We start from the raw sequence: 24186 nt of genomic DNA, 5'->3' as shown, positions 1-24186 counted from the left end.
CCGCTTCGGGCTCACCGTGCAGGTGGCCGCCTCCAGGGAAGTCCCGGTCCGCACCGAAGTGGTGCGGCGGAGGCTGGGCGAAGCCACCCGGCTGCGGGGCCTGCTGCCCGGGCTGGGGGAAACCGGGCTGCGGCTGGGCGAAGCCACCACCGGCGGGTGCTGGGGAGGCAGCGGCCCACTGCCGCGTGGCCGGCAGGAACGCCAGCACCGCGAGCGCAATGCCGAAGATGAGGTCGAACCAGACGGTAGCGCTCAGCGGGTATCTGAAGATGATGATCAGCTCGAGCAACACGGTGAGCGCTGCCGCAATGCCGAGCACCATAGGACCGATCGGCTTGCGCAGCAGCAAGATGACACCGCCAGCGAGACGGCCGATGGCGGTGATGACCTGAGCCGCGGAGCTCATGCTCGACAGCGCAGCCAACCCGGCTATGCCCAAGAAGCCGAAGAAGATGCCCAGCAGACCGGTGACGATACCGGCGATCGCGGCAATCATGGCCAGGACCTTGTTGCCCTGCTCGGCGCCCTGCTGGCCGTAGCCGGGCTGGCCGTAACCCGGGGCCGGCTGGCCCTGCGGCGGGGCCGGGAATCCACCGCTGGGGGTGTTCGGCGGCTGCGCCGGGAACCCGCCCGGCTGGGACTGGGTGCCGGGCTGCTGGTACATCGGCTGCGGCTGCTGCGACAGCGGCGGAACCACCGTGGTCGCTTCGCCACCGCCCTGGTTGGCCAACCCGGGCTGCTGGTACATCGGCTGCGGCTGCTGCGACAGCGGCTTGACCACTTGGGTGGCGTTGGAGTCCTCTGCGGACTGCTGGAGCTGCGCCGGCCGGACAACCTGGGTAGCCTCGGAGCCGGTCTGGTCGCCCCCGGCCTGGTCGCTCTGGTCAGCCTGGTTGCCCTGGTCGGCCTGAGCGTTCTGCTCGGCCTGGGTGTTCTGGTCGGCCTGAGCGTTGGCGTTGTCCTGCTGGTTCTCGGCCGCCTGTGGCTGTTCCTGCTGGCCGCCGTCCGGCGACTGAGGAGAGCTCATCGGGTTTCCTAACCCCCTTGGGTAAAGCGAATCGCGGGCATGCGTGTGCACACGCTATCTGATCGAGCAGCAGCGTAGTGCCGTTGCGTAACAACTAGTCAACGTCCAGCGATGAAGCCGAGCACATCTTGCCGGGTGACCACCCCCGCGGGCTTGCCGTCCACCAGGACCAGTGCGCCGTCCGCATTGGTCAGAGCGCTCATGGCGGCGCTGATCTCCTCCCCCGCTCCGATGGTGGGCAGCGGCGGGGACATGTGGTCCTCGATGCGGTCGGCCAGGTTCGCGCGACCGGCGAATAGCGCGTCCAGCAGATCGCGCTCGTTGACCGCACCCACCACTTCGGCCGCCATGATCGGCGGCTCGGCGTTGACCACCGGCATCTGGGAGACCCCGAACTCCCGCAGGATCGTCACCGCTTCGGCGACGGTCTCGTTCGGGTGCACGTGGACCAGTTCGGGCAGGGTGCCGTCCTTGCGGCGCAGCACGTCCCCGACCGATCCCCCGCTGTGGTCCGGCGACAGGAAGCCGTAGGAGGCCATCCAGGCGTCGTTGAACACCTTGGTCAGGTAGCCGCGCCCGCCGTCGGGCAGCAGCACCACGATCACGTCGTCCGGCCCGGTCCGCTCCGCGACCCGCAGCGCGGCCGCGACCGCCATCCCGCTGGAACCACCGACCAGCAGGGCTTCCTCCCTGGCCAGCCGCCGGGTGAGGTGGAAGGAGTCCGCGTCGGAGATCGCGATGATCTCGTCGCAGATGTCCTTGTCGTAAGTGGTCGGCCAGAAGTCCTCCCCGACGCCTTCGACCAGGTAGGGGCGTCCCTTGCCACCGGAGTACACCGAACCCTCCGGGTCCGCCCCGATGATCCGCACCCGCCCGTCGGAGACCTCCTTCAGGTAACGGCCGATCCCCGAGATGGTTCCTCCGGTGCCGATGCCGGCCACGAAGTGGGTGATGCGCCCCTCGGTCTGCCGCCAGATCTCCGGACCGGTGACCCGGTAGTGCGACTCGGGGTTGTTCAGGTTGGCGTACTGGTCCGGCTTCCACGCCCCGTCGATCTCCTGCACCAGGCGGTCGGAGACCCGGTAGTAGGAGTCCGGGTGGTCGGGAGGCACCGCGGTCGGGCACACCACGACTTCCGCGCCGTACGCCTTGAGGACGTCCCGCTTGTCCTGGCTGACCTTGTCCGGGCACACGAAGACGCACCGGTAGCCCTTGCGCTGGGCGATCATCGCCAACCCCACCCCGGTGTTCCCGGAGGTCGGTTCGACGATGGTCCCGCCGGGGCGCAACTCGCCGGACGCTTCGGCGGCCTCGACCATGCGCAGCGCGATGCGGTCCTTCACACTGCCACCCGGGTTGAGGTACTCCACCTTGGCCAGCACCGGGGTCGGTGAATCGGCCACGGCGTTCAAGCGCACCAGCGGTGTGTTGCCGACCAGGTCGGTGATGTGCTCGACATAATCCACGGCAGTCCTCACAAGCAGCTCGCCGTTTCCGTGCTCTTGAGCCTAATCTCCTGCACACCGGCTAACTGACGCAGTCCTCCAGACGACATACGTTCTGGGGAACACCAGTTCCCTGGCATCATCATTGGACAGGGGCCGGCTTTGTCTCTTCTGAGCCGTTCATAGAACAGCCCGTTTTTGCGGCTTTCTGCGGTTTCAACGAGGAGGGCCAGTTTGATCGCAGCTAAGGCATTCCGGCTCGCACTGCTGGCAGCGGGTACGGCCGGTGGGCTTTCCGGAGCAGCGTACGGGCTGCTCACCGGCCAGTCGCACTACGCGCGGCGCGTGATCGGCACGCCCACGGTGGAGCCCCTGCGCGCGGACGGCATCCACCTGCCGGACGGCACCGGTCCGGTGCCGCGCGCGGAGCTGCCAGCCGATGCCGAGCCGTTGGAGTTCGCCATGCTCGGCGACTCGTCCGCCGCCGGGCTCGGGGTCGACTTCCCCGACGAATTACCCGGCGTCCGGCTCGCTCGGGGACTGGCCACCGAACTCGACCGACCGGTATCCCTGACCACGTACGCAGTGGTGGGCGCCACCAGCAAGGAGCTGGGCGCGCAGGTGGACGCGGTGCTGCAGCGGCCACCGCACATCGCGCTGATCATCGTGGGCGCCAACGACGTCACTTCGAAGTCCCCGGTGGCCAAGAGCGCGGCACTGCTGGGTGACGCGGTCCGCCGCCTGGTCGCCGAGGACGTCGCCGTCGTGGTGGGCACCTGCCCGGACCTGGGGGCCATTCGGCCGATCCCGCAGCCGCTGCGGTCCATCGCGCGGCACTGGAGCCTCGCCCTGGGGCGGGCCCAGCGGAAAGCGGTGGAGCAGGCCGGTGGGCACCCGGTGCCACTCGCCGATCTGCTGTCCCCGGAGTTCCTGGCCCGGACGAAGGACTTCTTCAGCCCGGACCGGTTCCACCCGTCGGCGGCCGGCTACGAGGCGGCGACCCGGCTGTTGCTGCCGGTGCTGTGCTCTGCGCTGGGCGCTTGGCAGGGCGGCCCGCTGCCGAAGGCGCCGGTCCGCTCGCAAGCAGCGGAGGCCAGGAGACCTACCTCACGCCTGGTGGCGCTGCTCAACCGGCAGCTGTTCCAGCGCGGCACGCGGTGACCTCGGGATTCCCGTACTGAATGGTCGGTCAGCGGATTGTCCGGTGACCGCTGTCACGGCCAAGATGGAACCGGCAGCTCTAGAGTGACCGACCAGTAAGCCTGATTTCGGCGGCCGGCGGGGCATGTTCTCCTCCTGCTCACCGGCCGTCCCGGCGAACGAAGGAGTTCCCCATGCCCGAAGCAGTCATCGTAGCCGCCGCGCGCTCGCCCATCGGCCGGGCGAAGAAGGGCTCGCTGGTCGATTTCCGCCCGGACGACCTGACCGCCCAGATCGTCCGGGCCGCGCTGGACAAGGTCCCGCAGCTGGACCCGACCGAGATCGACGACCTGATGCTGGGCTGCGGTCTGCCCGGTGGTGAGCAGGGCTTCAACATGGCCCGGGTGGTCGCCGTCCTGCTCGGCTACGACCACCTGCCGGGCACCACCATCACCCGGTACTGCTCGTCGAGCTTGCAGACCACCCGGATGGCCATGCACGCCATCAAGGCCGGCGAAGGCGACGTGTTCATCAGCGCCGGCGTGGAGATGGTGTCCCGGTTCTACAAGGGCAACTCCGACTCCCTGGAGGACACCCACAACCCGCTGTTCGCCGAGGCCGAGGCGCGCACCGCCAAGACCGCGGAAGAGGGCGCTGACAGCTGGACCGACCCGCGCGAGTTCGACCAGCTGCCCGACATCTACATCCCGATGGGGCAGACCGCGGAGAACCTCGCCCGGCTCAAGGGCGTCACCCGCGACGAGATGGACGAGTTCGGGGTCCGGTCGCAGAACCTCGCCGAGAAGGCCATCGCCGACGGCTTCTGGGCCCGGGAGATCACCCCGGTGACCACTCCCTCCGGCAAGGTCGTCGACGCCGACGACGGCCCGCGGCCCGGGGTCACCAAGGAAGGGGTCTCCCAGCTCAAGCCGGTGTTCCGGCCGGACGGGCGGGTGACCGCCGGCAACTGCTGCCCGCTCAACGACGGCGCGGCCGCCCTGGTGATCATGAGCGACACCAAGGCCAAGGAGCTCGGCATCACCCCGCTGGCCCGGATCGTCTCCACCGGCGTCTCCGCCCTGTCCCCGGAGATCATGGGCCTGGGCCCGGTCGAGGCCTCCCGCCAGGCGCTCAAGCGCGCGGGCATGACCATCGACGACATCGACCTGGTGGAGATCAACGAGGCGTTCGCCGCCCAGGTCATCCCGTCGTACAAGGACCTGGGGATCCCGCTGGAGAAGCTGAACGTCAACGGCGGCGCCATCGCCGTGGGTCACCCGTTCGGCATGACCGGCGCCCGGATCACCACCACCCTGATCAACTCGCTGCAGTGGCACGACAAGCAGTTCGGCTTGGAAACGATGTGCGTCGGCGGTGGCCAGGGCATGGCGATGGTCATCGAGCGGCTCAGCTGAGCCGACCAGCGGGCATGCGAAAGAACCGGGGCCGGTCGAACACCGGCCCCGGTTCTTTCACGTCCGGATCTGCTACTCGCTCTGCGCGAAGTAGGAGAACAGCCGCAGGAACTCCAGGTACAGCCACACCAGGGTGGTCATCAGACCGAAGGCGATGTACCAGGCGAACTTGGCGTCCACCCCGCTGCGGATCGCGTGGTCGGCCGCGTCGAAGTCGAGCAGGAAGCTGAACGCGGCGACGCCGATGCACAGCAGGCTGAAGCCGATGCCCAGCGCCCCGCCTTCGCGCAGCCCCAGGCCGCCCGGGACGAAGAAGCTGGCGATCAGGTTGACCAGCATGAGCACGGCGACACCGGCCACCGCGCCGATGATCCACTTCGTCAGCTTCGGGGTGACCCGGACCGCGCCGGTCTTGTAGACCACCAGCATGCCGGCGAACACGCCGATGGTGCCTGCGATGGCCTGCATGACCAGTCCGGCCCCCACGCCGGTGGCAGCCGCGATCGCCCAGCTGATCGCCCCCAGGGCCACGCCTTCCAGCGCGGAGTAGGCGATGACCAGCGCCGGGCTGACCTTCTTCTTGAAGATGATGACCAGCGACAGCACGAAGGCGATCAGCACCGCGGGCAGGGCCAACCCGGCGGCGACCGGACCGAACAGGTACGCAGCCGCGCCCGTGGCCACCGCGATGGCGAGTGTGATGGCGGTCTTGGTGACCACGTCGTCGATGGTCATCGGGCGCGCGGCCTGCGGCGGGGCAGCCGGCGCCTGGCCCCACGGGGCACCGTACTGCTGCCCGGGTTGGCCGTAGTTGAAGTTCGCGTACCCGCCGGTGGTCGGCAGGTTTCTGAACGCAGGGTTGCTCGTAGTGCGCAACTCATCCTCCTGGGCGTGCTTGCGCCGTCGACAGGAATAACGAACGGAGCGCCCGCTCAGTTCCTGCTTTGGTAAAAAACAACTTTACTCACCAGCAATCTACTTGCCCGGGAAGATAAACAACCAGCAGACATCGGTTCCAAAACCGCGATCGCCATCACACCAGCACCCGCCAACCCGCCGGGGCGGGTGCGGACCGTGACCGAACAGCGGACCCGACCGCGCACTTCCCCACCCGACCTGCGCAATCCCGAACTATCCGGCATCTGGAAATCGCTCTTGGTAACCGGACAGATCCACCGCTTGCCGGCTTGTGAACACGTTCCGTGATCGGAAATATCCCCTCGCGGGTGCCCACGAAGGCAAGTCATGGCTTGCGAGCTCGTGATCAACTCCACTCGTCCAACGCACCGGAGACTCGCATGCGCAGATTCGGCAAATGGCTCACGGCAGTGCTGGCCACCGCCGCGCTCACCGGAGGCAGCCTGCTGGCCAACCCGGCGGCCGCGCTCGCCGAGCCGCAGGAAGGCGTCGGCCACGAAACCCGCCCCGGCCAGCCCTACGGGGGGCGGGACCGGGCCCGGGACTGGCTGGGCTCCTACATCGTGGGCGGGAAGCAGGTCTGGTGCGTGCAGTTCGCCCTGACCGCTCCCGACAGCGGCGAGGAGTACCGGCCGGGCGACGAACTGCGGACGAAGTGGGGCACCCCGCTCCCGGACGACATCGCCGCCAACATCTCCTACTTGCTGCTGCGCTACGGCGACACCCGCTCCCCCGACGAAGCCGCCGCGCTGGCGCACCTGCTGCACTCGTGGACCGCCGCGCCGCGCACCCCGCAGGACCTGGACCCGGCCAACGACTTCACCCGCATCGCCTACGACGCCGACGCGCACCTGAGCAAGCTCCCGCCGGCCGCGCAGGAGGCGGTGCAGCGGCTGCTGGCCGACGCGGAGCGCAACCGAGGACCGTGGCAGGCCGAGCTGACCGCCCCCGCCGAAGAGCAGGTCATCGGCGAACCGGGTGAGTGGGCGCTGCGCGTGCAGCGCGCCGACGGCCAGGGCATCGGCGGGGTCCCGGTCAAGCTCACCGCCACCGACGCCACCATCGAGGGCCTGCCCGAGAACCAGGAGGTGATCACCCCGGACGACGGCAGCCCGCTGACCCTCCGGGTGACCCCCACCGGCCCCTCCCCCCGCATCACCGGCGTGCTCTCCGCACCCGCGGACCGACCGTACGTGCAGCAGGCCGTCAACCAGCCGGACACCACCCAGCGCGTCGTCTCCACCGGCGGCGAGCAGGAGCTGACCGTGAAGGCGGAGACCACCGCGGTCACCGCCCCCGGAGCGGTGCGGGTGACCAAGCTGGACGCCCAGAGCCAGGCCCGCATCGCCGGTGTCGAACTGCGCATCAGCGCCCCCGACGGTTCGCCCGCCGTGCGGCAGGACGGCACCCCGCTGACCGGCGAGGACGGCCAACCGCTGGTGGTGACCACCGGTGAGGACGGCAGCGCCACCGTTCCGGACCTGCGCACCCCGCAGGAAGTGCTGATCACCGAAGTGTCCCCGGCCCCCGGCTACGAGGAGGCGTTCGACGAGGAGGACCCGACGTCGGTGATCGGGCGGGTGGAACCGGGGCAGACGCTCTCCCTCAGCCTCACCAACCAGCCGAACTCGCCGAGCGTGCCGATCCACATCCCGGCCGGCAGCGGCCCCGGTGAAACCGTGGACCTCGGCTGGCGACCGGGCTTGCCGGTGTGGTTGCTGGCGGCCGGCGGCCTGGCCGCGGCCAGCACCGCCGGACTGCTGGTCCGTCGACGGGTGCGAGCCGGGAACCGATGAGGCGCGCAGCGCTTTGGCTGGGGACGGCCCTGCTCGCGGTGCTGCTGGCCGGAGCGGCCGCGGTGGTCCTGCGCAACACCGCAGGGCCACCGCCGGTCTACTCCGCCCCTCCCCCTCCGGTCGGCACCGCTCCGGCCGAGCCGCCGCAATCGGCGGAACCTCCTCCAGCCCAGCCGGTGCACCGCCCGGCCGGCCAGCCACCGGGCACCGTCCGCCTCCCGGAGGGCGGCACCGCGGAGCTGGTGCGCCGGGAGATCGACCGGTCCGGCACCCTCCCGGTGCCGGACGACATCGGTGAAGCGACCTGGTGGGGTGCTGGCCTGGACGCGCCCGCCGGGGCGGCGGTGCTGGCCGGGCACGTGAACTGGGGCGGTCGGACCGGCCCGTTCGCCGAGCTGTGGCGGACCCGGCCCGGGCAGTTGATCACCGTCACCGGGCGGGAGGGCACCGCGTGGCGGTACCGCGTGACCGAGGTGCTCACCCTCAGCAAGGAGGAACTGCCGGCCCGGGCACCGGAGCTGTTCAGCCAGGGCGGCCGGCACCGCTTGGTGCTGGTGACCTGCGGCGGCCGTTACGTGGGCGGCGACCTGGGCTACACCGACAACCGGATCGTGATCGCCGAACCGGTGTGACGAAAAACGGCTCGCGGTGCTGGAAGCCCGCGAGCCGTTCGCCGTCGGCGCCCCCTAGCGGCGTTTCCTGCCCTTCTTGGCCGAGGCGGCTTGCTTGCCCGGCCGCTTCTTCGAGCGGTTGGCCTGGGGACGGTTCTTGCCGTTGTTGTTCTTGTTGTTGGCCGGCTGCTCGGCCTGCTTGGTCGCCTCCTGCCCGGAGCTGTTCTGCTGCGCCTTGCGCTCCGGACGCACCGGCTTCTGCCCGGGCCGGGGACGGGGCGCGGACTTCTTGGCTTCGATCGCCTGCTGCCGCTCGCGCTCTTCCTCCCGGTCCACCTTCTTGATCAGCAGGTGCTGCTGGCCGAGCGTCCACACGTTGTTGGCCAGCCAGTACAGCAGCACCGCGATCGGCAGGAACCAGCCGGAGATGATCGCACCGATCGGCGCGATGTACATCATGGCCTTGCCCAGCATGGCGCTCTGCGGGTTGGCCATGGCGGCCTCGGTCTGCCGCTTCACCGACATCCGCATGGTGAAGTACGTGGCCACCGAGGCGACCACCATCAGCGGCACGCCGACCAGCATCATGTGCGTGCGGTCGGTGCCGAACAGGGCCAGTTCCTGGGCCGGCTGGGTGATCCAGTTCGACAGCTTGGCGCCGAACAAGTCCGCCGCGATGAAGGACTCGACGCCCTGCCGGTCGAAGATGTAGTTGCTCTCCGCGCCCGGGCGGAAGTTCCGCAGCACGTGGAACAGGCTCAAGAACACCGGGATCTGCAGCAGCGCGGGCAAGCAGCCGCCGAGGGGGTTCACCCCGTGTTCGGACTGCAGCCGCTGCATCTCCTGCGCCATGCGCTGGCGGTCGTTCTTGTACTTCTCCCGCAGCTTCTGGATCTGCGGGGCGAACTTCTGCATCTTGCGGCCCGCCCGCAGCTGGCTGAGCGCGGGTTTGAGCAGGACCACCCGCAGGGAGAACACCAGGAAGAACACCGACAGTGCCCAGGCGAACCCGTTGTCCGGTCCGAGCACGGCGCCGAACACCTTGTGCCAGAACCACAAGATCGCCGACACCGGGTAGAGGATGAAGGAGAAAAAGTCAGCCACTCAGCCACTCCTGGTCATCGCCCGGCTCTTGGCCGTACCGGGGCGCGTGCACTGCTGACGCCCGCGAAGAATGCGGGCCCAGCTATACCAGGGTGCCATTCGTCCATCCCCCGGTCGGCTACCACCCCCGGTACGCCCCGGGTTGGAGCGGTGCCGCAGCCCGCTCCAACCCGGTCCTGCTTCAGCGTCGCAACCCGCGGGCGACGATGCGACCGAGCGCCACGTAGACCAGCGCGGCGAGGCTGTAGTTGAGCACCACCCCGATCGTGGCGTCGTTCGGCGTGAACACGTCACCGAGCCCGAAGACGAAGAACTTCGAGGTGCCGTAGACGAACGACACGAAGTCGTTGTCCTGGTTGGCGCCGGTCACCACGAACACGATGTGCAGCACGAACACCAGTGCGATCAGGCCGGTGGCGATCTGGAAGACCCGCCCCAGGGTGTCGGCGCTGGGCAGCCCCGGCCCGCGGAACCGGGGCCGCGACGAGGTGTACCTGTCAGCCCGCTCGCGGCGCTCCCGCCGAGGCGCCCGCTCCGCGTAGTCGTCGTCGAAGTCGTCGTAGTCGTCGTCGAAGTCGTAGCTGTCCCGACGCGGTTCGCGACGGGGCCGCGGCTCCCGGTAGCGCTCCCGGTACGGCTCGGGTTCGTCGTAGGGGTCCGCGTCGTAGGGCTCGGGGTCCGCGTCGTAGTAGTCGGGTTCAGGAGGTTCCGGCTGCACCACCGGCTGCACCTTGGTGGGTGCGGGCTGCGGCGGCTGGGCCGGTGGACGTGGCGCGGCGCCCGGCGGCGGTGCTTGCGGAACCTGCCCCGGTGGGGGCGTCTGCGGAGCTCGTCCGGGTGGCGGCGCTTGGGGGAGGTGCTGCGTCGGTGCTTCGGGGCCTTGTCCCGGTGGCGGCCCGGGTGGGCGGCCGGGCTGCGGTCCCGGGCCCGGCTGCTGGGCGGGGCCGGGCGGCTGGGGTGCTTGCCCCGGCGCGGGCTGGCCCGGTTGGGCTGGGCGCGCCCCTGCCGGCGGCATCTGGTGCTGCGGCGGAGCTCCTGGTGGCGGCCCCTGCGGCGGCTGGTTCGGTGGCGCCGGCTGCGGGCCGGGGCCTTGGCCTCCCGGCCGCGGCGGTCCGGGTCGGGGATCTGAGCGCTCGTAGGCCATGGCCGGGGATTGTGGTGGTGATCAGAGCGCAACGGAAGCCCCCACCGGAGAACTCACACTCCCAGGGCGGCGTGCTGCTGCTCGTTCCGCGGCGGCGAGGCGGTTCCGCTGTGGTTTCACCCGGCCTCGGCGGTGGGCATCACCGGGGGGAGCCGCTGCGCAAAGGAGTGGAACTATGGCTGTTCAAGACCGCGGTGCCCATCCCTCGGAGCCGGCCGAGGGCAGCCCCGTCGAGGACGGCGAGCTGCACAGCAACGCCACCGAGACCCCTTCGCAGCCGGAACCGGCGAAGCGCGAGGACCGGGAGGAGAAGGAGGAGTAGTCGCCGACCGCTGGGATCACCGGTCCTGGCAGCACCGGTGGTCCGGCAACGGCTGCGCCGCAGCACCAGCACGCCGGTCCGGGCCTCCTCGCCCGCGCGATCGCCAGGCACCTCTTACCCACCACGACATCCCCGGCCGGGTCGTCGCTCCCCAGGTGTGCTGGGCGTGGAGAACCGATCGCACCGAGTCGGGCCAACACCTGTCGCGGCGCAGCTGGCGGTGGGCGGTGCTGATGGGACGCGCCCGGTCGGAGGGTTCGACGAGATCGAAGGTCGGCAACTCGGCGCCCCGTTCCGGCACCGCCGCCCCGACCGGGAACAGCAGATCGACGTCCGCAAGGAAAACGCTGGTCAGAGCCGGTGCTCAAGTCGTGGTACCCCCGGTCGGACTCGAACCGACACTCGGACGATTTTAAGTCGTCTGCCTCTGCCAATTGGGCTACGGGGGCTGGCTGGGTTCGCCGCACCTCCAGGGTCTCGCGACACCGGAGGCGGGACGCGACGGGTGCACCCGAGATTCCCGCGTCAAGGGGACGGTAAATGCTTGCCGCTACCACCGCCTCGTTCGTCCGGCTCCGAAGTACCTGCCAGCCAACCGCCAGTGCGGCCGACCAGCAAGCAAACCCACCCGCGGAGCTACTCGTTCAGGTGAACAAGAGCACCAGAGATCAGATTATCTGTCACTGGACGTGAAAAGTAACCGCCTACAAGGCGAGCAACCACGCTGTCGTGGATACGAGAGGCCGCGTGCTGTAACAAGCACGCGGCTCATCTGTTCCACTTGCTGCCCTGCACAGCCCGGTCAGCTGGCCGCAGCACGCTCGAAAGCGTCACGCGGGTGCTGGATCTGCCCCATCGAGACCGTCTCGCGGCGGAAGAAGAAGGCCAGCGTCCAGTCCACGATGATCCGGAGCTTGCGGTTGAAGGTGGGCATCCGGCTCACGTGGTAGCTGCGGTGCATGAACCAGGCGATGAAGCCCTTGGCCTTGAACCCGTAGACGTCCGCGACGCCCTTGTAGAGGCCCATGCCGGCGACCGAGCCCGCGTACTTGTGGTAGTACTGCTTGGTCTTCTTGCCGCGCAGCGTGGCGATGATGTTCTTGGCCAGCTGGTTGGCCTGGCGAACCGCGTGCTGAGCGGACGGCGCGCAGGTGGCCGTGGGGTTCTCGTCGGTCTTGGAGAGGTCCGGCACGGCAGCGCAGTCACCAGCGGCCCACACGTCGGGCAGGCCTTCGACCTGCAGGTGCGCGGTGGCCTTGACCCGACCCCGCTCGTCCAGGGGCAGGTCGCTGTTCTTCAGCACCGGGTTGGCCTTCACACCGGCGTTCCACACCAGGGTGTCGGTGTCGAACTCGGTGCCGTCGGACAGAACGGCGTGGCCGTTCTCGATCGACTTCAAGAAGGTGTTCAGGTAAACCTGGATGCCCCGCTCTTCGAGGGCCTTCACCACGTAGACGCCCATCTTCTCGCTGACCTCGGGCATCACCCGGCCAGCGGCCTCGACCAGCACCCACCGCATGTCGCTGGGCTTGACGTTCGGGTAGTAGCGGGTGGCGTAGCGGGCCATGTCCTCCAGCTCGGCCAGCGCTTCGACCCCCGCGAAACCGCCCCCGACGAAGGTGAAGGTCAGCAGGCGCTTGCGCAGTTCTTCGTCGTCGGTGTTGGCAGCGGCGTCCATCTTGGCCAACACGTGGTTGCGCAGGTAGGCAGCTTCACCGACGGTCTTGAGACCGATGCCTTGCTCGGCCAGACCCGGGATCGGCAGCAACCGGGAAACGGATCCGAGCGCAACGACCAGGACGTCGTAGGAAAGGGTGTCGGTACCAGTCTGCGGGTTCTCGACGGTGACACGCTTTTCGCTGTGCTTGATCTCGGTGACGGCAGCGGTGACCACCCGGCACCGCTTCAACACTCGTCGCAGTGGCGCTACCACGTGGCGGGGTTCGACCGAGCCCGCTGCCGCTTCCGGAAGGAAGGGCTGGTAGGTCATGTGCGGCTGAGGATCGACGACCGTTACGGAGGCCTCACGGCGTCCCAGCTTCTTTTGGAGCTGGAGAGCCGTGTACATGCCGACGTACCCGCCGCCGAGAATGAGAATCCGCGTGGGATCGGATTTACCAGCCATGCGGCCATGGTCCCACCACGGACTCCCCGAGCACCGCGCCGACCCCCCTTAATGTGACGCCAGTCGCGGGTGGTTCTGATCACTCCCACGCGGTGTGCACGATCGACTGCGCTCCGCATGCCGCAAGCGGGCAGTCATCTCGGCGTCACGAAGACGCCACTTAGGCATCATTGGCTGGTGTTCGCCACCATACCGAATCTTGCGCCGGCCCGCCGGTGCCTTATCTCACACGCCTCCGGTGGCCTCTTTGGACCGTCGGGAGCAGCGGAATCCCCCGCGCCCCAACGCTTTTCACCGAATCGATCAAGCACAGCGTCCCGCTGCCGCCGGCTGACGCCCCGGGTTCGCGGGAGACCGGGGCCGCGCGGCGACCGCCGCTCGAACGCCGTCACCCGAGCCCGGCAGCGGTCTTCGCCTGGAGCAGCACATCGCGCAGCATCTCCGGCGTCAGCAGCTTCGTCTGCACGTTCCGCTGGCTCACGTGGTAGCTGCCGAACAGCACCAGGGGCTCCCCTGCGCCCTTCGCCGGCAGTTCCACGCGCGCACCGTGCCCGAACGCGGGGCGCGGACGTGGGATCCGCCAGCCGGCGACGTCGAGCACGGGCAGCAGCGCGGACCAGCCGAAGCCGCCGAGCACGACGACCGCTCGGAGCGTCGGGCGCAGCAGCTGCACCTCGCGGACCAGCCACGGCGCGCACTCGTCCCGTTCGGCCGGGGTGGGTTTGTTCGCGGGCGGGGCGCACCGCACCGGTGCGGTGATCCGGACCCCGATGAGCCGCGTGCCGTCGTCCCGACCGGTCGAGTGCGGTCGGGAGGAGAGGCCCACCTCGTGGAGCGCGGAGAACAAGACGTCCCCGGAGGGATCACCGGTGAACATGCGCCCGGTGCGGTTGCCGCCGTGCGCCGCCGGCGCCAACCCGACGATGGCGAGCGGGGCGTCCGCCGGGCCGAAGCCCGGGACCGGTCTGCCCCAGTAGTCCTGGTCGCGGAAGGCGGCTCGCTTGGTGCGCGCGACCTCTTCGCGCCACGCGACGAGGCGAGGGCAAGCGCGGCACGCGGGGATCAACTCGTCCAGGTCGTCGATGGTTCTCGCGGTGGGGGCGGCTTCGTCGGGGCGTCGCATGGCGGTCTCGCTGCGCTTCCTCTCGTCCCGGACGTGCTCGGCGGAGACGCGGCAGCGTCCAGCAGGTCGGTCGCTGGCCCTCCGTTCCGCGGTTCTCGCCGGTTCGGCTCCGGTGGGCCCACCGGAGCCGAACCGCGGAGCGCTCAGCAGTCGCCACGGTAGTCCGCGGAGCAGCAGGAGGGCGACCCGCGGCCGTCCCCTGCTCCTGGAAGCCGCCGACCGCACCGGTCCGCAGCTCGGAGCACAAAGGACTCCCCGCTCGACCCCGAGCGGTGGCGACGTGCCCCGACCGCCGAGTGCGCGGGGCCCGCGGTCGTTGTCGAATTCGCAGGCGGCGCGCCGGCCGGGCGGGCACACTGGCAGCGTGCCGAACGAGAAGGGTTCTGAAGCGGCGGAGCAGCCGGGCCGGAGTCCGGAAGTTCCACCGACCGCGGGCACCCTGTTCGCCGCGCTGCACGGCGGTGTCGCGCCGCGCGGGAGGAGCGCCCTCGACCACGACGAGCACGACGCCTACCAGCTCTTCCACGACTACTCGCAGGCCATGGGCTGGCTCGACGACAGGTCGATCGTGGGCGGTCCGGTGGATCGCCAGCACCTCGCTCCCGGCCTGTGGGGCATGAACGACGCCGGCTGGGTCGGGCCGCACGCCTCGGCCGAACCGCAACTGCTCTCCTGGTTCCAGGTGGAGGCCAGCGCGGTCCCCGCCGACCGCCCCCTGCCGGTGCAGCCGCTCCTGCACTGCGCCGAACGCGTCACCGCGCACCTGGGCGTGCTGGACCTGCACGCGGTGCACGTCCTGGTTCCGGTGCAGGGCCTCGCGTCCGCGCCGCGCACGGCCTGCGCCCGCGTGCCGGGGATGCTCTCGAAGGGCTGGTTCACCGGCAGCACGGGTGCGCCCACGCCCGTCCGCTTCAGCCTCAACAGCGGGCAGGACCCGGTGCTGCGCGCTGCGGCACCGGACATCGTCGACCGCTTCGGTCGGCTCGAGCAGGAGGTCTTCCTCCTCGACTCGCACGAGGTCACCGAGGACGTCGATCGCCCCGTACCGCTGGAGGATTCCGCCTGGAACGGCCCGCCCGAGCACAGCGTCGTGCTGCACGGCAGGTTGATCGAGTGGTCCTGCGATGCGATCGGGTGGCTGATGGGCGTTCTCGGCGACGTGGCCGCCCTGAGCGGGGTCCGGACGCCGCTGCTGATGACCGCGCGCCGGGAAGAGCGGAGTTAGCCAGGAAACCGGGGCGGTCGTCGGATCGCGATCGTCCCGGCGAAGTGGCGGATGAGCGCTCCGGAAGCACGTAGTGTGGGCTCATGGCAGCCGAGACCGAGAGCACCGCGGAAGAAACCGCCAAGGAGAGCACCGCACCCGCCGAACCGTCCGACGACCTGGTGACCACCCGCCATTCGATCGAGGTCGACGGGGCGGAGTTGCACTACACGGTCACCGCTGGCCGGATCGTCCTGCGCGAAGAGGTCTACAAGGACGGCAAGTTCACCGGCCACAAGCCCAAGGCGGAGATCTTCCTCACCTCCTACGTGGCCGATTCGGACGATCCGAACCGCCCGGTGACGTTCGCGTTCAACGGCGGTCCCGGATCGGCCAGCGTGTGGCTGCACCTCGGATTGCTGGGACCGCGCCGAGTCGTTTCCGGTGACGCCGGCGCTCTCGCCGCCCCGCCGTACGGGCTCGAGGACAACCCGCAAACCCTGCTGGCGCACAGCGACCTGGTGTTCATCGACCCGGTCTCCACCGGTTACTCCCGGGCGGTGGAAGGCGGCGAACCGGGCGACTTCCACGGCTACCAGCGCGACATCGAGTCGATCGGCGAGGTGATCCGGCTGTGGACCACCCGCAACGGGCGCTGGTTGTCGCCCAAGTACTTGGCCGGCGAGTCGTACGGGACGCTGCGGGCCGCGGCGCTGGCCGAGCACCTGCAGAGCAGGTACGGCTGGTACCCGAACGGCCTGATGCTGATCTCCTCGGTGCTGGACATGGGCACCATCCGGTTCACCGAGGGCAACGACCTGCCCTACGCGCTGTACTTGCCGACCTACGCGGCGATCGCGCACCACCACGGCAAGCACGGGGACCGGCCGCTGCGGGACGTCCTCGACGAGGCGGAGAAGTTCGCTTCCGGCGAGTACCTGTGGGCGCTGGCCCGGGGCGCTCGGCTGACCGCGGAGGAGCGGGCCGACGTCGTGCGCCGGGTGGCCGAGCTGACCGGGTTGACCGAGGAGTACGTCGACCGCGCCAACCTGCGCATCGAGCACCTGCGGTTCTTCACCGAACTGCTGCGGGACCAGCGGCTGACCGTGGGCCGCATGGACGGGCGGTTCACCGGGTGGGAACCGGACGCGGCGGGCGAACGGCTCACCGACGACCCGAGCATCTCCGGCATCAGCGGCGCCTACTCGGCAGGGATCAACCACTACGTGCGCCAGGAGCTGGAGTACACCAACGACCTGCCCTACGAGGTGCTCACCACGCGGGTGCAGCCCTGGTCCTACAAGGAGTTCGAAGGCGCCAGCGTGTCCGTTGTGGACAAGCTCAGCGCCGCGATGCGGGCGAACCCGCACCTGCGGGTGCAGGTGGGCTGCGGGTACACCGACGGCGCCACCCCGTACTTCGCCGCCGAGCACACCCTGGCCCAACTGCAGATCCCGGAGCAGCTGCGCGACAACATCGACGTCCGCTACTACCCGGCCGGGCACATGATGTACGTGCACGAGGAATCACGCCTGCAGCAGTCCGCGGACCTGGCAGCCTTCGTGCGGGGGGAACGCCCCCAGAGCGGCTGACCGGGCCGAACGGCCCAACGGCAGCAGGGGAACGCTCCCGCCGGCGCGGCGGAGCAGTTCCCCTGCTGCGCATCCGGGCGCAGCCGGCCCGGCCGCGGTGGCGCTGGCGAGCCCGGTGCGGCCCGGACCCGCCGGGTTCCGGTGCTGTCAGCGCTCGCCGCCGGTCGTCGCGCGAGCACCGGGCGCCGCGGGCGGTGCCGTGGGTGGGGGCAGCACCGCCCGCGGCGAGATCAGGACAGCGACTGGCGCACCTGCACCGCCGCGCTGACCATGTTCCGCAGCGCGGCTTCCACTTCGGCGTAGTCGCGGGTCTTCAGCCCGCAGTCGGGGTTGACCCACAGCCGTTGCACCGGCACCGCGTTGAGCGCGGCGCGCAGCAGAGCGGCCATCTCCTCGGCACCGGGCACCCGCGGCGAGTGGATGTCGTGCACGCCGGGACCGATGCCCCGCGCGAAACCGACCGCGTTGAGGTCGTCGAGCACCTCCATCCGGGAGCGGGCGGCTTCGATGCTGGTGACGTCGGCGTCCAGGGCGACGATCGCGTCGATCACGTCGCCGAACTCCGAGTAGCACAGGTGCGTGTGGATCTGCGTGGAGTCGGCGACCCCGGAGGTGGCCAGGCGGAACGCGGAGACGGCCCACTCGAGGTACTCCGGGCGCCGCGCGGCGTTGAGCGGGAGCAGTTCGCGCAGCGCCGGCTCGTCGACCTGGATCACCCGGATGCCCGCGGCCTCGAGGTCCTGCACTTCGTCCCGGATGGCCATCGCCACCTGGTCGGCGGTGTCGGCCAGCGGTTGGTCGTCCCGGACGAACGACCAGGCCAGGATGGTGACCGGGCCGGTCAGCATGCCCTTGACCGGTTTGCCGGTGAGCCTCTGCGCGTAGCAGGACCACTCCGCGGTGATCGGTTCGGGGCGGGCGACGTCGCCGAACAGGATCGGCGGGCGCACGCACCGGGAACCGTAGGACTGCACCCATCCGCGCGTCGTGCTGGCGAAGCCCTCCAGGTGCTCGGCGAAGTACTGCACCATGTCGTTCCGCTCGGGTTCGCCGTGCACCAGCACGTCCAGCCCCAGCTGTTCCTGCAGCTCGACGACCCGGCGGATCTCGTCGCGCATCCGCTGCTGGTAGCTGCTGCGGTCGATGCGCCCGGCCCGCCAGGCGGCTCGGGCTCTGCGGATGTCGGCGGTTTGCGGGAACGAGCCGATGGTGGTGGTCGGCAGCGGCGGCAGCTGCAGCGCTTCCTGCTGGGCTTCGCGGCGCGTGGCGTAGTCGGAGCGCCGGCGGTGCGCTGGCCGCAGCGCGTCCAGGCGTGCTCGGACCCGGTGGTTGCGGACCTTGGCGGCTGCGGCCCGGTCGGCGACCGCGGCCCGGGCCCGGTCCAGGTCGTCGACCACCGAGTCCCGGTCTCCGCCGAGGGCCTTGCCGAGCACGACGACCTCCCGCACCTTCTGCCGGGCGAAGGACAGCCAGGACTTGACCTGCGGGTCGAGGTCGGTTTCCGCTTCGACGTCGTAGGGCACGTGCAGCAGGGAGCAGGAGGTGCTGACCGCGACGTCCCCGGCCAGGCCGAGGAGGGTGGCGCCGGTGGCGAGCGCGGCGTCCAGGTCCGCGCGCCACACGTTGCGCCCGTTGACCAGCCCGGCCACCAGCGTCTTGTCCCGCAGCCCGGGCAGGTTCACCATCCCGTCCACAACGGACGGATCGGTGACGAGGTCGACGCCGATCGCTTCCACCGGGGTGGCCGCCAGTTCCCCGAGCGCGGGGCCGAAGTCGCCGAAATAACCGGCGACCAGCACCTTCGGGCGCTCGGTCAGTTCGCCAAGCCGCTGGTGGGCGCGGCGCAGCTCGCGCAGCTGCTCGGCGGTGGGGTCGGCCGCGAGGGCCGGTTCGTCGAGCTGCACCCACTCCGCCCCGGCTCGCCGCAGCTCCACCAGCAGCTCGGCGTAGGCGTCCAGCAGCTCGGGCAGTTTCTCCAGGGGCCGGAATCCTCGCGGAGCTCCTCCGGCGGGCTTGGACAGCAGCAGGAAGGTGAGCGGACCGAGCAGCACCGGTCGAGTGGTCACCCCGGCTTCCAGCGCCTCCTGGAAGTGCTCCACGGGGGCGCGGTCGGCGAGCGAGAACCGCGTCTCCGGGCCGATTTCCGGCACCAGGTAGTGGTAGTTGGTGTCGAACCACTTCGTCATCTCCAGCGGTGGCGCGGATTCCGCACCGCGGGCCATGGCGAAGTAGGTGTCCAGCGGGCTGAGGCCCAGTTCGGCGTGGCGCTGGGGCACGGCGCCGAAGGTGACGGCGGTGTCCAGCACGTGGTCGTAGTAGGAGAACGTGCCGCCGGGGATGGAGTCCAGGCCGGCGCCGCGCAGTTCGCGAACGGTGGCGATGCGCAGTTCCCGGGCGGTGGCGCGCAATTCCGCTTCGCCGGTGCGGGACGCCCAGTAGGCCTCCAGGGCTCGTTTGAGCTCCCGCTCGGGTCCGATGCGCGGGTAGCCGAGGACGGTCGATCCGATTTCCGCTGTCAAAGCACTCACCTCGCGAGCTCGACATCGTGGACACCGAGGTCGCGAGGAGCGCGCGCACCAGCAGGCAGACGCGGTGCGACCGCGCCTGCTCGTTGGCCGGGTACTCCCGCGATACCTCGGGCCAGCACCCGCCGGGCGGCGGATGCGCCGATGGCAGGTCTTCGGACTCGCGGGCGTTCCCGGTCGCACCGGGGTTCCTACCGGCCGCCGCTTCCCAGACCCGTGGTCCAGTGCTTGTCCCGACGTGCGCGTCGGGGGCGGCTTTCGTTCCCGCTCACCGCTGCGGGGCAGTTCCGGATTCGCACCGGATTCCCTCTTGCCTCGCCTCGCGCCGGAGCGGACGCGGAGGCGAACCACCAGCACGGCCCAGGCTAGTGGCCGGTGCCCCGTTGGCAAGGGGCGCGCGGGGCTCCGTCCGCCGAGCACGGCCGGTGAAGTCGAGCTACGCCGAGTTGTGATCTGGGGCACCGGAAAACCTATCGCCACCAGATGTAGTACATGTACTATCTCCGACAGCAATTCCACTACAGGAAGTACTGGGGAGATGACACCCGTCAGCGAACATGCGACACCGCTGAACCCCTCGGCCGCGGACGAGATCACGCTCGACGTGCGCGGCCTGCGGATGACCTACGGCACGGCGGAAGTGCTCAAGGGGATCGACTTCACCGCGCGCCGCGGCGAAGTGGTGGCGCTCCTGGGGCCCAACGGCGCGGGCAAGAGCACCACGATCGAGATCCTGGAAGGATTCCGGATGCGCTCGGGCGGCGACGTCCGAGTCCTCGGATCCGACCCGGCGCACGGCGACGAGCGCTGGCGATCCCGCCTCGGCGTCGTGCTGCAGTCCTGGCGCGACCACGGCAAGTGGAAGGTCCGCGAACTGCTGGCGCACCTGCGCGAGTACTACACGCCCTACCGCGAACCCTGGGACGTCGACGAGCTCGTCGCAGCGGTCGGCCTGACCGGGCACGCGGACAAGCGCATCCGGCAGCTCTCCGGTGGGCAGCGGCGCCGGCTCGACGTGGCCATCGGCATCGTCGGCAGCCCGGAACTGCTGTTCCTCGACGAACCCACGGTCGGGTTCGACCCGCAAGCCCGCCGCGACTTCCACGACCTGGTGCACCAGCTCGCCGACGAGGACACCACCGTCCTGCTCACCACGCACGACCTGGACGAAGCCGAGAAGCTGGCCGACCGCATCCTGATCCTGGCCGGCGGGCGCATCGTCGCCAACGGCTCCGCCGAGCAGCTCTCCCGGCAGATCGCCGCCGCCTCCGAGATCAAGTGGACCATCGACGGGCAGCGGTACGTGCACTCCGCGGAGGACGCGACCGGTTTCGTCCGCGAACTCCTCGCCCAGCACGGGGAAGCCGTCACGGACCTCGAAGTCCGCCGGGCGACCTTGGAGGACACCTACCTGGCGCTGGTGCGCGCGCACGAATCCGGGCACGGCGAGGAGGCCGCGCTGCATTTCGCGAACGTGGAGGTGAACCGGTGAACGCCAACGCGATGCGCGCCGGCCTGCGGCGCGGCTGGATCGAGTTCTGCCACACCTGGTCCAACCGGCAGGACCTGCTGAGCTACCTGCTGCCGACCGCGGTCCTGCTGTCGGTGCTGTTCTTCCAGCGCGACTCCGAGATCAACGGAATCCCGCTCGGCACGACGAGCGTGCCCGGCGTGCTCGGCATGACCGTGGCGTTCGGCGGGCTGATCAGCATGGGGCAGCTGATGGTCGCGGAACGGGAGGACGGGACGCTGCTGCGCGCCAAGGCCGTGCCGCACGGCATGGTCGGCTACCTGGTCGGCAAGATCGTGACGGTCAGCGGCATGACGTTGGCCAGCATGGCGATCCTGCTGATCCCGTCGCTGGTGATGTTCGACGGCTTCGACCTCGGCGCGGGTTCGTGGCCGGTGCTGCTCGGGATCACCCTGCTGGGCCTGGCCGCGACCGTGCCGATCGGGGCGGTCTTCGGCTCGCTGTTCGACACCCCGAGCAGCATGGGGTTGATCATGATCCCGATGACCGGGCTGATCGTGATCTCCGGGATCTTCTTCCCGATCACCGTCCTCCCCGAATGGCTGCAGGGGGTCGCGCAGGTCTTCCCGGTGTACTGGCTCGGCCTGGGCATGCGCTCGGCACTGCTGCCCGACGCGATGGCGGCGGCCGAGATCGGAGGCTCCTGGCGGCACTTGGAGACTGTGGGGGTGCTCGGCCTGTGGGCCGTGGTCGGGTTCGTCGTGGCCCCGGTGGTGCTGCGCCGGATGGCGCGGCGCGAATCCGGTGCGAGCGTGGCCGCGCGACGGGAGAAGGCCATGCAGCGCGTGCGCTGATGGCGGAGGGAACATGGGTGAGACGATCTACAACCGAATCGCGATGCTGCGCGCGGAGCGCGGGATCTCCCGGCGGCAACTCGCCGAAGCGCTCGGCGTGCACTACCAGACGGTGGGCTACCTGGAACGCGGCGAGTACAGCCCGAGCCTCCACCTCGCCCTGCGCATCGCGGAGTACTTCGAGGTCCCGGTGGAGGTGGTGTTCTCCACCCGACCGTTCCCCCGCCTCGGAGCTGACCGTTCAGCTTGAAGACGTCGAGGGCACCTCCAGCGACCGGGTCGCCGGGGTGCCCCCGACTTCGATGCCCGTCAGGAGACGACTTTCGGCCGTTCTTCCGCGAAGTGGCAGGCCGCCGGGTGGTTGCCCAGCCGGACCTCCAGCTCGGGCACTTCCTCGGCGCACTTCTCCTGCGCCTTCCAGCAGCGGGTGCGGAACCGGCAGCCGGACGGCGGGTTCGCCGGGCTGGGCACGTCCCCGGTGAGCCGGATGACCTCGCGCTTGCCGCGCAGCGTCGGGTCCGGAACCGGGACCGAGGACAGCAGCGCCTGCGTGTAGGGGTGCTGCGGGTGCTCGTAGATCTCGTCCTCGGTGCCGATCTCGACGATCTTGCCCAGGTACATCACCGCCACCCGGTCCGACAGGTGCCGCACCACACCCAGGTCGTGGGCGATGAAGATGTAGGACAGCCCGAATTCCTTCTGCAGGTCGGCCAGCAGGTTCATCACCTGCGCCTGGATGGAGACGTCCAGGGCGGACACCGGCTCGTCGCAGATGATGACCTTGGGCCGCAGCGCCAGGGCGCGGGCGATGCCGATGCGCTGCCGCTGCCCGCCGGAGAACTGGTGCGGGTAGCGGTTGATGTGCTCGGGGTTCAACCCGACGATCTCCAGCAGCTCCTGCACCTTCCGCCGCCGGTCGCCCTTCGGCACCACCTCGGGGTGGATCTCGAACGGTTCGCCGACGATGTCCCCGACCGTGCGCCGCGGGTTCAGCGAGGTGTACGGGTCCTGCAGCACGATCTGCATGTCCCGGCGCCACTTGCGCAGTTCCTGGCCCTTCAGCTGGAACATGTCGCGGCCTTCGAACAGCGCGGTGCCGCTGGTGGGCTTCTCCAACCGCATCAGCACCTGGGCGAGGGTGGACTTGCCGCACCCGGACTCGCCGACCACGCCGAGCGTTTCGCCCTGGTGGAGGTCGAACGAAACACCGTCCACCGCGCGGACGTGCCCGATGGTCCGCTTGAACACCACGCCCTGGGTGATCGGGAAGTGCTTGACCAGGTCCCGCACCTGGAGGATCGGTTCAGCCACGGGTCATCATCTCCTCCGCGAAGTGGCAGGCGCTGGCTCGACCGGAACCGAGCTCCTGGTAGGCCGGCACCTCCTGGGCGCAGCGCTCCACGGCGCGCGAGCAGCGCGGGTGGAACGGGCACCCCGGTGGGACCGCCAGCAGGTTCGGCGGCAGGCCCTTGATGGAGAACAGCTCCTCCCCCTTGGTGTCCAGCCGCGGGATCGACCGCATCAGCCCCTCGGTGTAGGGGTGCGCCGGCTGCTCGTAGAGCGAGAAGGCGTCGGCGGACTCCACGATCCGGCCCGCGTACATCACCACGATCCGGTCGGCGACCTCGGCGACCACGCCCAGGTCGTGGGTGATCAGGATGAGCCCCATGCCGCGTTCCCGGCGCAGCTCGTCGAGCAGGTCCATGATCTGGGCCTGCACCGTCACGTCCAGCGCCGTGGTCGGTTCGTCGGCGATCAGCAGCTCCGGGTCCAGGGCCAGCGACATGGCGATCATCGCTCGCTGCCGCATGCCGCCCGAGAACTGGTGGGGGTATTCCCGGACCCGCTGCTTGGCGTTGGGGATCTTGACCATGTCGAGCAGCTCGACCGCCCGCTTCATGGCGTCCTTCTTGGACATCCCGCGGCGGGTGCGCAGCTGCTCGGCGATCTGGAAGCCGACGGTGTAGACCGGGTTCAGCGCCGAGAGCGCGTCCTGGAACACCATCGCCATCGACTCCCCGCGCAGTTGCCGGCGGCGCTCCGGGGAAGCCGACAGCAGCTCCTCGCCCTTGTAGCGAATGCTGCCACCGGTGATCACGCCGGGAGGCATGTCCAGGATGCCCATGATGGTCTGCGCGGTGACGCTCTTCCCGGACCCGGACTCCCCCAGCACCGCGAGCGTTTCGCCGACGTCGACGTGGTAGCTGACGCCGTTGAGCACTTTGGCCGCGCCGTCTCGGGTGCGGAACTCCACGTGCAGGTCTTCGACCTCCAGCAGCCGCTCCGCCGGCGCTTTGTCATCCACAGTAGACAAGGCGGTTCTCCTACTTCTGCTTCGGGTCGAGCGCGTCCCGCACGGTGTCACCGAGA

At 69.9% G+C, this 24186-nt stretch carries 21 protein-coding genes, 1 tRNA gene and 1 riboswitch; of the genes, 11 read left to right on the top strand and 11 right to left on the bottom strand.

Annotated elements, in window-relative coordinates; all coding sequences use genetic code 11:
• A partial coding sequence (locus SREC43747_RS0115395) for a DUF4064 domain-containing protein (RefSeq protein WP_051388068.1) occupies positions 1–1027 on the bottom strand: 1027 nt, incomplete at its 3' end.
• A 98-nt stretch (positions 1028–1125) separates the two neighbouring features.
• Positions 1126–2493, bottom strand: a complete 1368-nt coding sequence (locus SREC43747_RS0115390) for a cystathionine beta-synthase (protein WP_029722197.1) — start codon at positions 2491–2493, stop codon at positions 1126–1128.
• A gap of 213 nt (positions 2494–2706) precedes the next feature.
• On the opposite strand from SREC43747_RS0115390, the gene SREC43747_RS0115385 reads away from it, so the two are divergent.
• Together SREC43747_RS0115385 and SREC43747_RS0115380 are read left to right on the top strand one after the other, a co-directional pair.
• The gene (locus SREC43747_RS0115385; protein ID WP_029722195.1) at positions 2707–3633 is read left to right on the top strand and encodes an SGNH/GDSL hydrolase family protein; all 927 of its coding nucleotides are present in this window, start codon (positions 2707–2709) and stop codon (positions 3631–3633) included.
• 173 nt (positions 3634–3806) lie between these two features.
• Positions 3807–5027, top strand: coding sequence for an acetyl-CoA C-acetyltransferase (locus SREC43747_RS0115380; RefSeq protein ID WP_029722194.1), 1221 nt, complete (start codon positions 3807–3809; stop codon positions 5025–5027).
• A 72-nt stretch (positions 5028–5099) separates the two neighbouring features.
• Here SREC43747_RS0115380 and SREC43747_RS0115375 read toward each other — a convergent pair whose 3' ends face one another.
• Positions 5100–5903, bottom strand: a complete 804-nt coding sequence (locus SREC43747_RS0115375) for a Bax inhibitor-1/YccA family protein (protein WP_029722193.1) — start codon at positions 5901–5903, stop codon at positions 5100–5102.
• 422 nt (positions 5904–6325) lie between these two features.
• On the opposite strand from SREC43747_RS0115375, the gene SREC43747_RS0115370 reads away from it, so the two are divergent.
• Both SREC43747_RS0115370 and SREC43747_RS0115365 read left to right on the top strand, forming a co-directional pair.
• Positions 6326–7741: an MSCRAMM family protein gene (locus SREC43747_RS0115370; RefSeq protein ID WP_029722191.1), complete on the top strand. Its 1416-nt coding sequence runs from the start codon at positions 6326–6328 to the stop codon at positions 7739–7741.
• Complete coding sequence (locus tag SREC43747_RS0115365; RefSeq protein WP_029722190.1) at positions 7738–8373, top strand: class F sortase; 636 nt, start codon at positions 7738–7740, stop codon at positions 8371–8373. The genes SREC43747_RS0115370 and SREC43747_RS0115365 overlap by 4 nt, the downstream gene beginning before the upstream one ends.
• A gap of 54 nt (positions 8374–8427) precedes the next feature.
• Here the strand turns inward: SREC43747_RS0115365 and yidC are convergent, their stop codons facing one another.
• The gene (gene yidC / locus SREC43747_RS0115360) at positions 8428–9456 is read right to left on the bottom strand and encodes a membrane protein insertase YidC (RefSeq protein WP_037332199.1); all 1029 of its coding nucleotides are present in this window, start codon (positions 9454–9456) and stop codon (positions 8428–8430) included.
• Positions 9457–9637: 181 nt separating this feature from the next.
• Positions 9638–10177 carry a hypothetical protein gene (locus tag SREC43747_RS21990; RefSeq protein WP_236623212.1) on the bottom strand — a complete coding sequence of 180 codons (540 nt, stop codon included), beginning with the start codon at positions 10175–10177 and terminating at the stop codon, positions 9638–9640.
• A gap of 126 nt (positions 10178–10303) precedes the next feature.
• On the opposite strand from SREC43747_RS21990, the gene SREC43747_RS0115350 reads away from it, so the two are divergent.
• Both SREC43747_RS0115350 and SREC43747_RS21375 read left to right on the top strand, forming a co-directional pair.
• Positions 10304–10585: a hypothetical protein gene (locus tag SREC43747_RS0115350; protein ID WP_029722187.1), complete on the top strand. Its 282-nt coding sequence runs from the start codon at positions 10304–10306 to the stop codon at positions 10583–10585.
• Positions 10586–10775: 190 nt separating this feature from the next.
• Positions 10776–10922 carry a hypothetical protein gene (locus SREC43747_RS21375; protein ID WP_160173006.1) on the top strand — a complete coding sequence of 49 codons (147 nt, stop codon included), beginning with the start codon at positions 10776–10778 and terminating at the stop codon, positions 10920–10922.
• Between the two features lie 372 nt (positions 10923–11294).
• Here SREC43747_RS21375 and SREC43747_RS0115340 read toward each other — a convergent pair.
• The 3 genes from SREC43747_RS0115340 to SREC43747_RS0115330 form a co-directional block, all read right to left on the bottom strand.
• Positions 11295–11371, bottom strand: a tRNA-Leu gene (locus SREC43747_RS0115340).
• Between the two features lie 353 nt (positions 11372–11724).
• Entirely contained in the window at positions 11725–13047 is a 1323-nt protein-coding gene (locus tag SREC43747_RS0115335; protein WP_029722186.1) for an NAD(P)/FAD-dependent oxidoreductase, read from the bottom strand.
• A gap of 388 nt (positions 13048–13435) precedes the next feature.
• The gene (locus SREC43747_RS0115330; RefSeq protein ID WP_029722185.1) at positions 13436–14170 is read right to left on the bottom strand and encodes a uracil-DNA glycosylase; all 735 of its coding nucleotides are present in this window, start codon (positions 14168–14170) and stop codon (positions 13436–13438) included.
• A gap of 364 nt (positions 14171–14534) precedes the next feature.
• On the opposite strand from SREC43747_RS0115330, the gene SREC43747_RS0115325 reads away from it, so the two are divergent.
• Positions 14535–15395, top strand: coding sequence for a hypothetical protein (locus tag SREC43747_RS0115325; RefSeq protein ID WP_029722184.1), 861 nt, complete (start codon positions 14535–14537; stop codon positions 15393–15395).
• 83 nt (positions 15396–15478) lie between these two features.
• Positions 15479–16966: a S10 family peptidase gene (locus tag SREC43747_RS0115320; RefSeq protein WP_029722183.1), complete on the top strand. Its 1488-nt coding sequence runs from the start codon at positions 15479–15481 to the stop codon at positions 16964–16966.
• A gap of 230 nt (positions 16967–17196) precedes the next feature.
• On the opposite strand, the gene metE is transcribed toward SREC43747_RS0115320, so the two are convergent.
• Complete coding sequence (gene metE / locus SREC43747_RS0115315) at positions 17197–19485, bottom strand: 5-methyltetrahydropteroyltriglutamate--homocysteine S-methyltransferase (protein WP_029722182.1); 2289 nt, start codon at positions 19483–19485, stop codon at positions 17197–17199.
• 135 nt (positions 19486–19620) lie between these two features.
• Positions 19621–19858: riboswitch (cobalamin riboswitch) on the bottom strand.
• 252 nt (positions 19859–20110) lie between these two features.
• On the opposite strand from metE, the gene SREC43747_RS0115310 reads away from it, so the two are divergent.
• Genes SREC43747_RS0115310 through SREC43747_RS0115300 form a run of 3 tightly spaced genes read left to right on the top strand, consistent with a single transcriptional unit; the run spans position 20111 to position 22066 of the window.
• Positions 20111–20983, top strand: coding sequence for an ABC transporter ATP-binding protein (locus SREC43747_RS0115310; protein ID WP_408005197.1), 873 nt, complete (start codon positions 20111–20113; stop codon positions 20981–20983).
• Positions 20980–21816 carry an ABC transporter permease gene (locus tag SREC43747_RS0115305; RefSeq protein WP_029722180.1) on the top strand — a complete coding sequence of 279 codons (837 nt, stop codon included), beginning with the start codon at positions 20980–20982 and terminating at the stop codon, positions 21814–21816. Before SREC43747_RS0115310 ends, SREC43747_RS0115305 begins: the two co-directional genes overlap by 4 nt.
• Positions 21817–21829: 13 nt before the next feature.
• Complete coding sequence (locus tag SREC43747_RS0115300; RefSeq protein ID WP_029722179.1) at positions 21830–22066, top strand: helix-turn-helix transcriptional regulator; 237 nt, start codon at positions 21830–21832, stop codon at positions 22064–22066.
• Between the two features lie 59 nt (positions 22067–22125).
• On the opposite strand, the gene SREC43747_RS0115295 is transcribed toward SREC43747_RS0115300, so the two are convergent.
• Positions 22126–23127, bottom strand: a complete 1002-nt coding sequence (locus SREC43747_RS0115295; protein ID WP_029722178.1) for an ABC transporter ATP-binding protein — start codon at positions 23125–23127, stop codon at positions 22126–22128.
• Positions 23120–24130 (bottom strand): ABC transporter ATP-binding protein, encoded by a 1011-nt coding sequence (locus SREC43747_RS0115290; RefSeq protein ID WP_029722177.1) that lies wholly within the window; start codon positions 24128–24130, stop codon positions 23120–23122. Before SREC43747_RS0115290 ends, SREC43747_RS0115295 begins: the two co-directional genes overlap by 8 nt.
• Positions 24131–24186: the final 56 nt, after the last annotated feature.

The sequence above is a fragment of the Saccharopolyspora rectivirgula DSM 43747 genome (assembly GCF_000497205.1).
GTDB classification, from domain to species: domain Bacteria; phylum Actinomycetota; class Actinomycetes; order Mycobacteriales; family Pseudonocardiaceae; genus Saccharopolyspora; species Saccharopolyspora rectivirgula.
The sequence above is the reverse complement of the archived record's forward strand: the minus strand, read 5'-3'. Positions and strand labels throughout refer to the sequence as shown.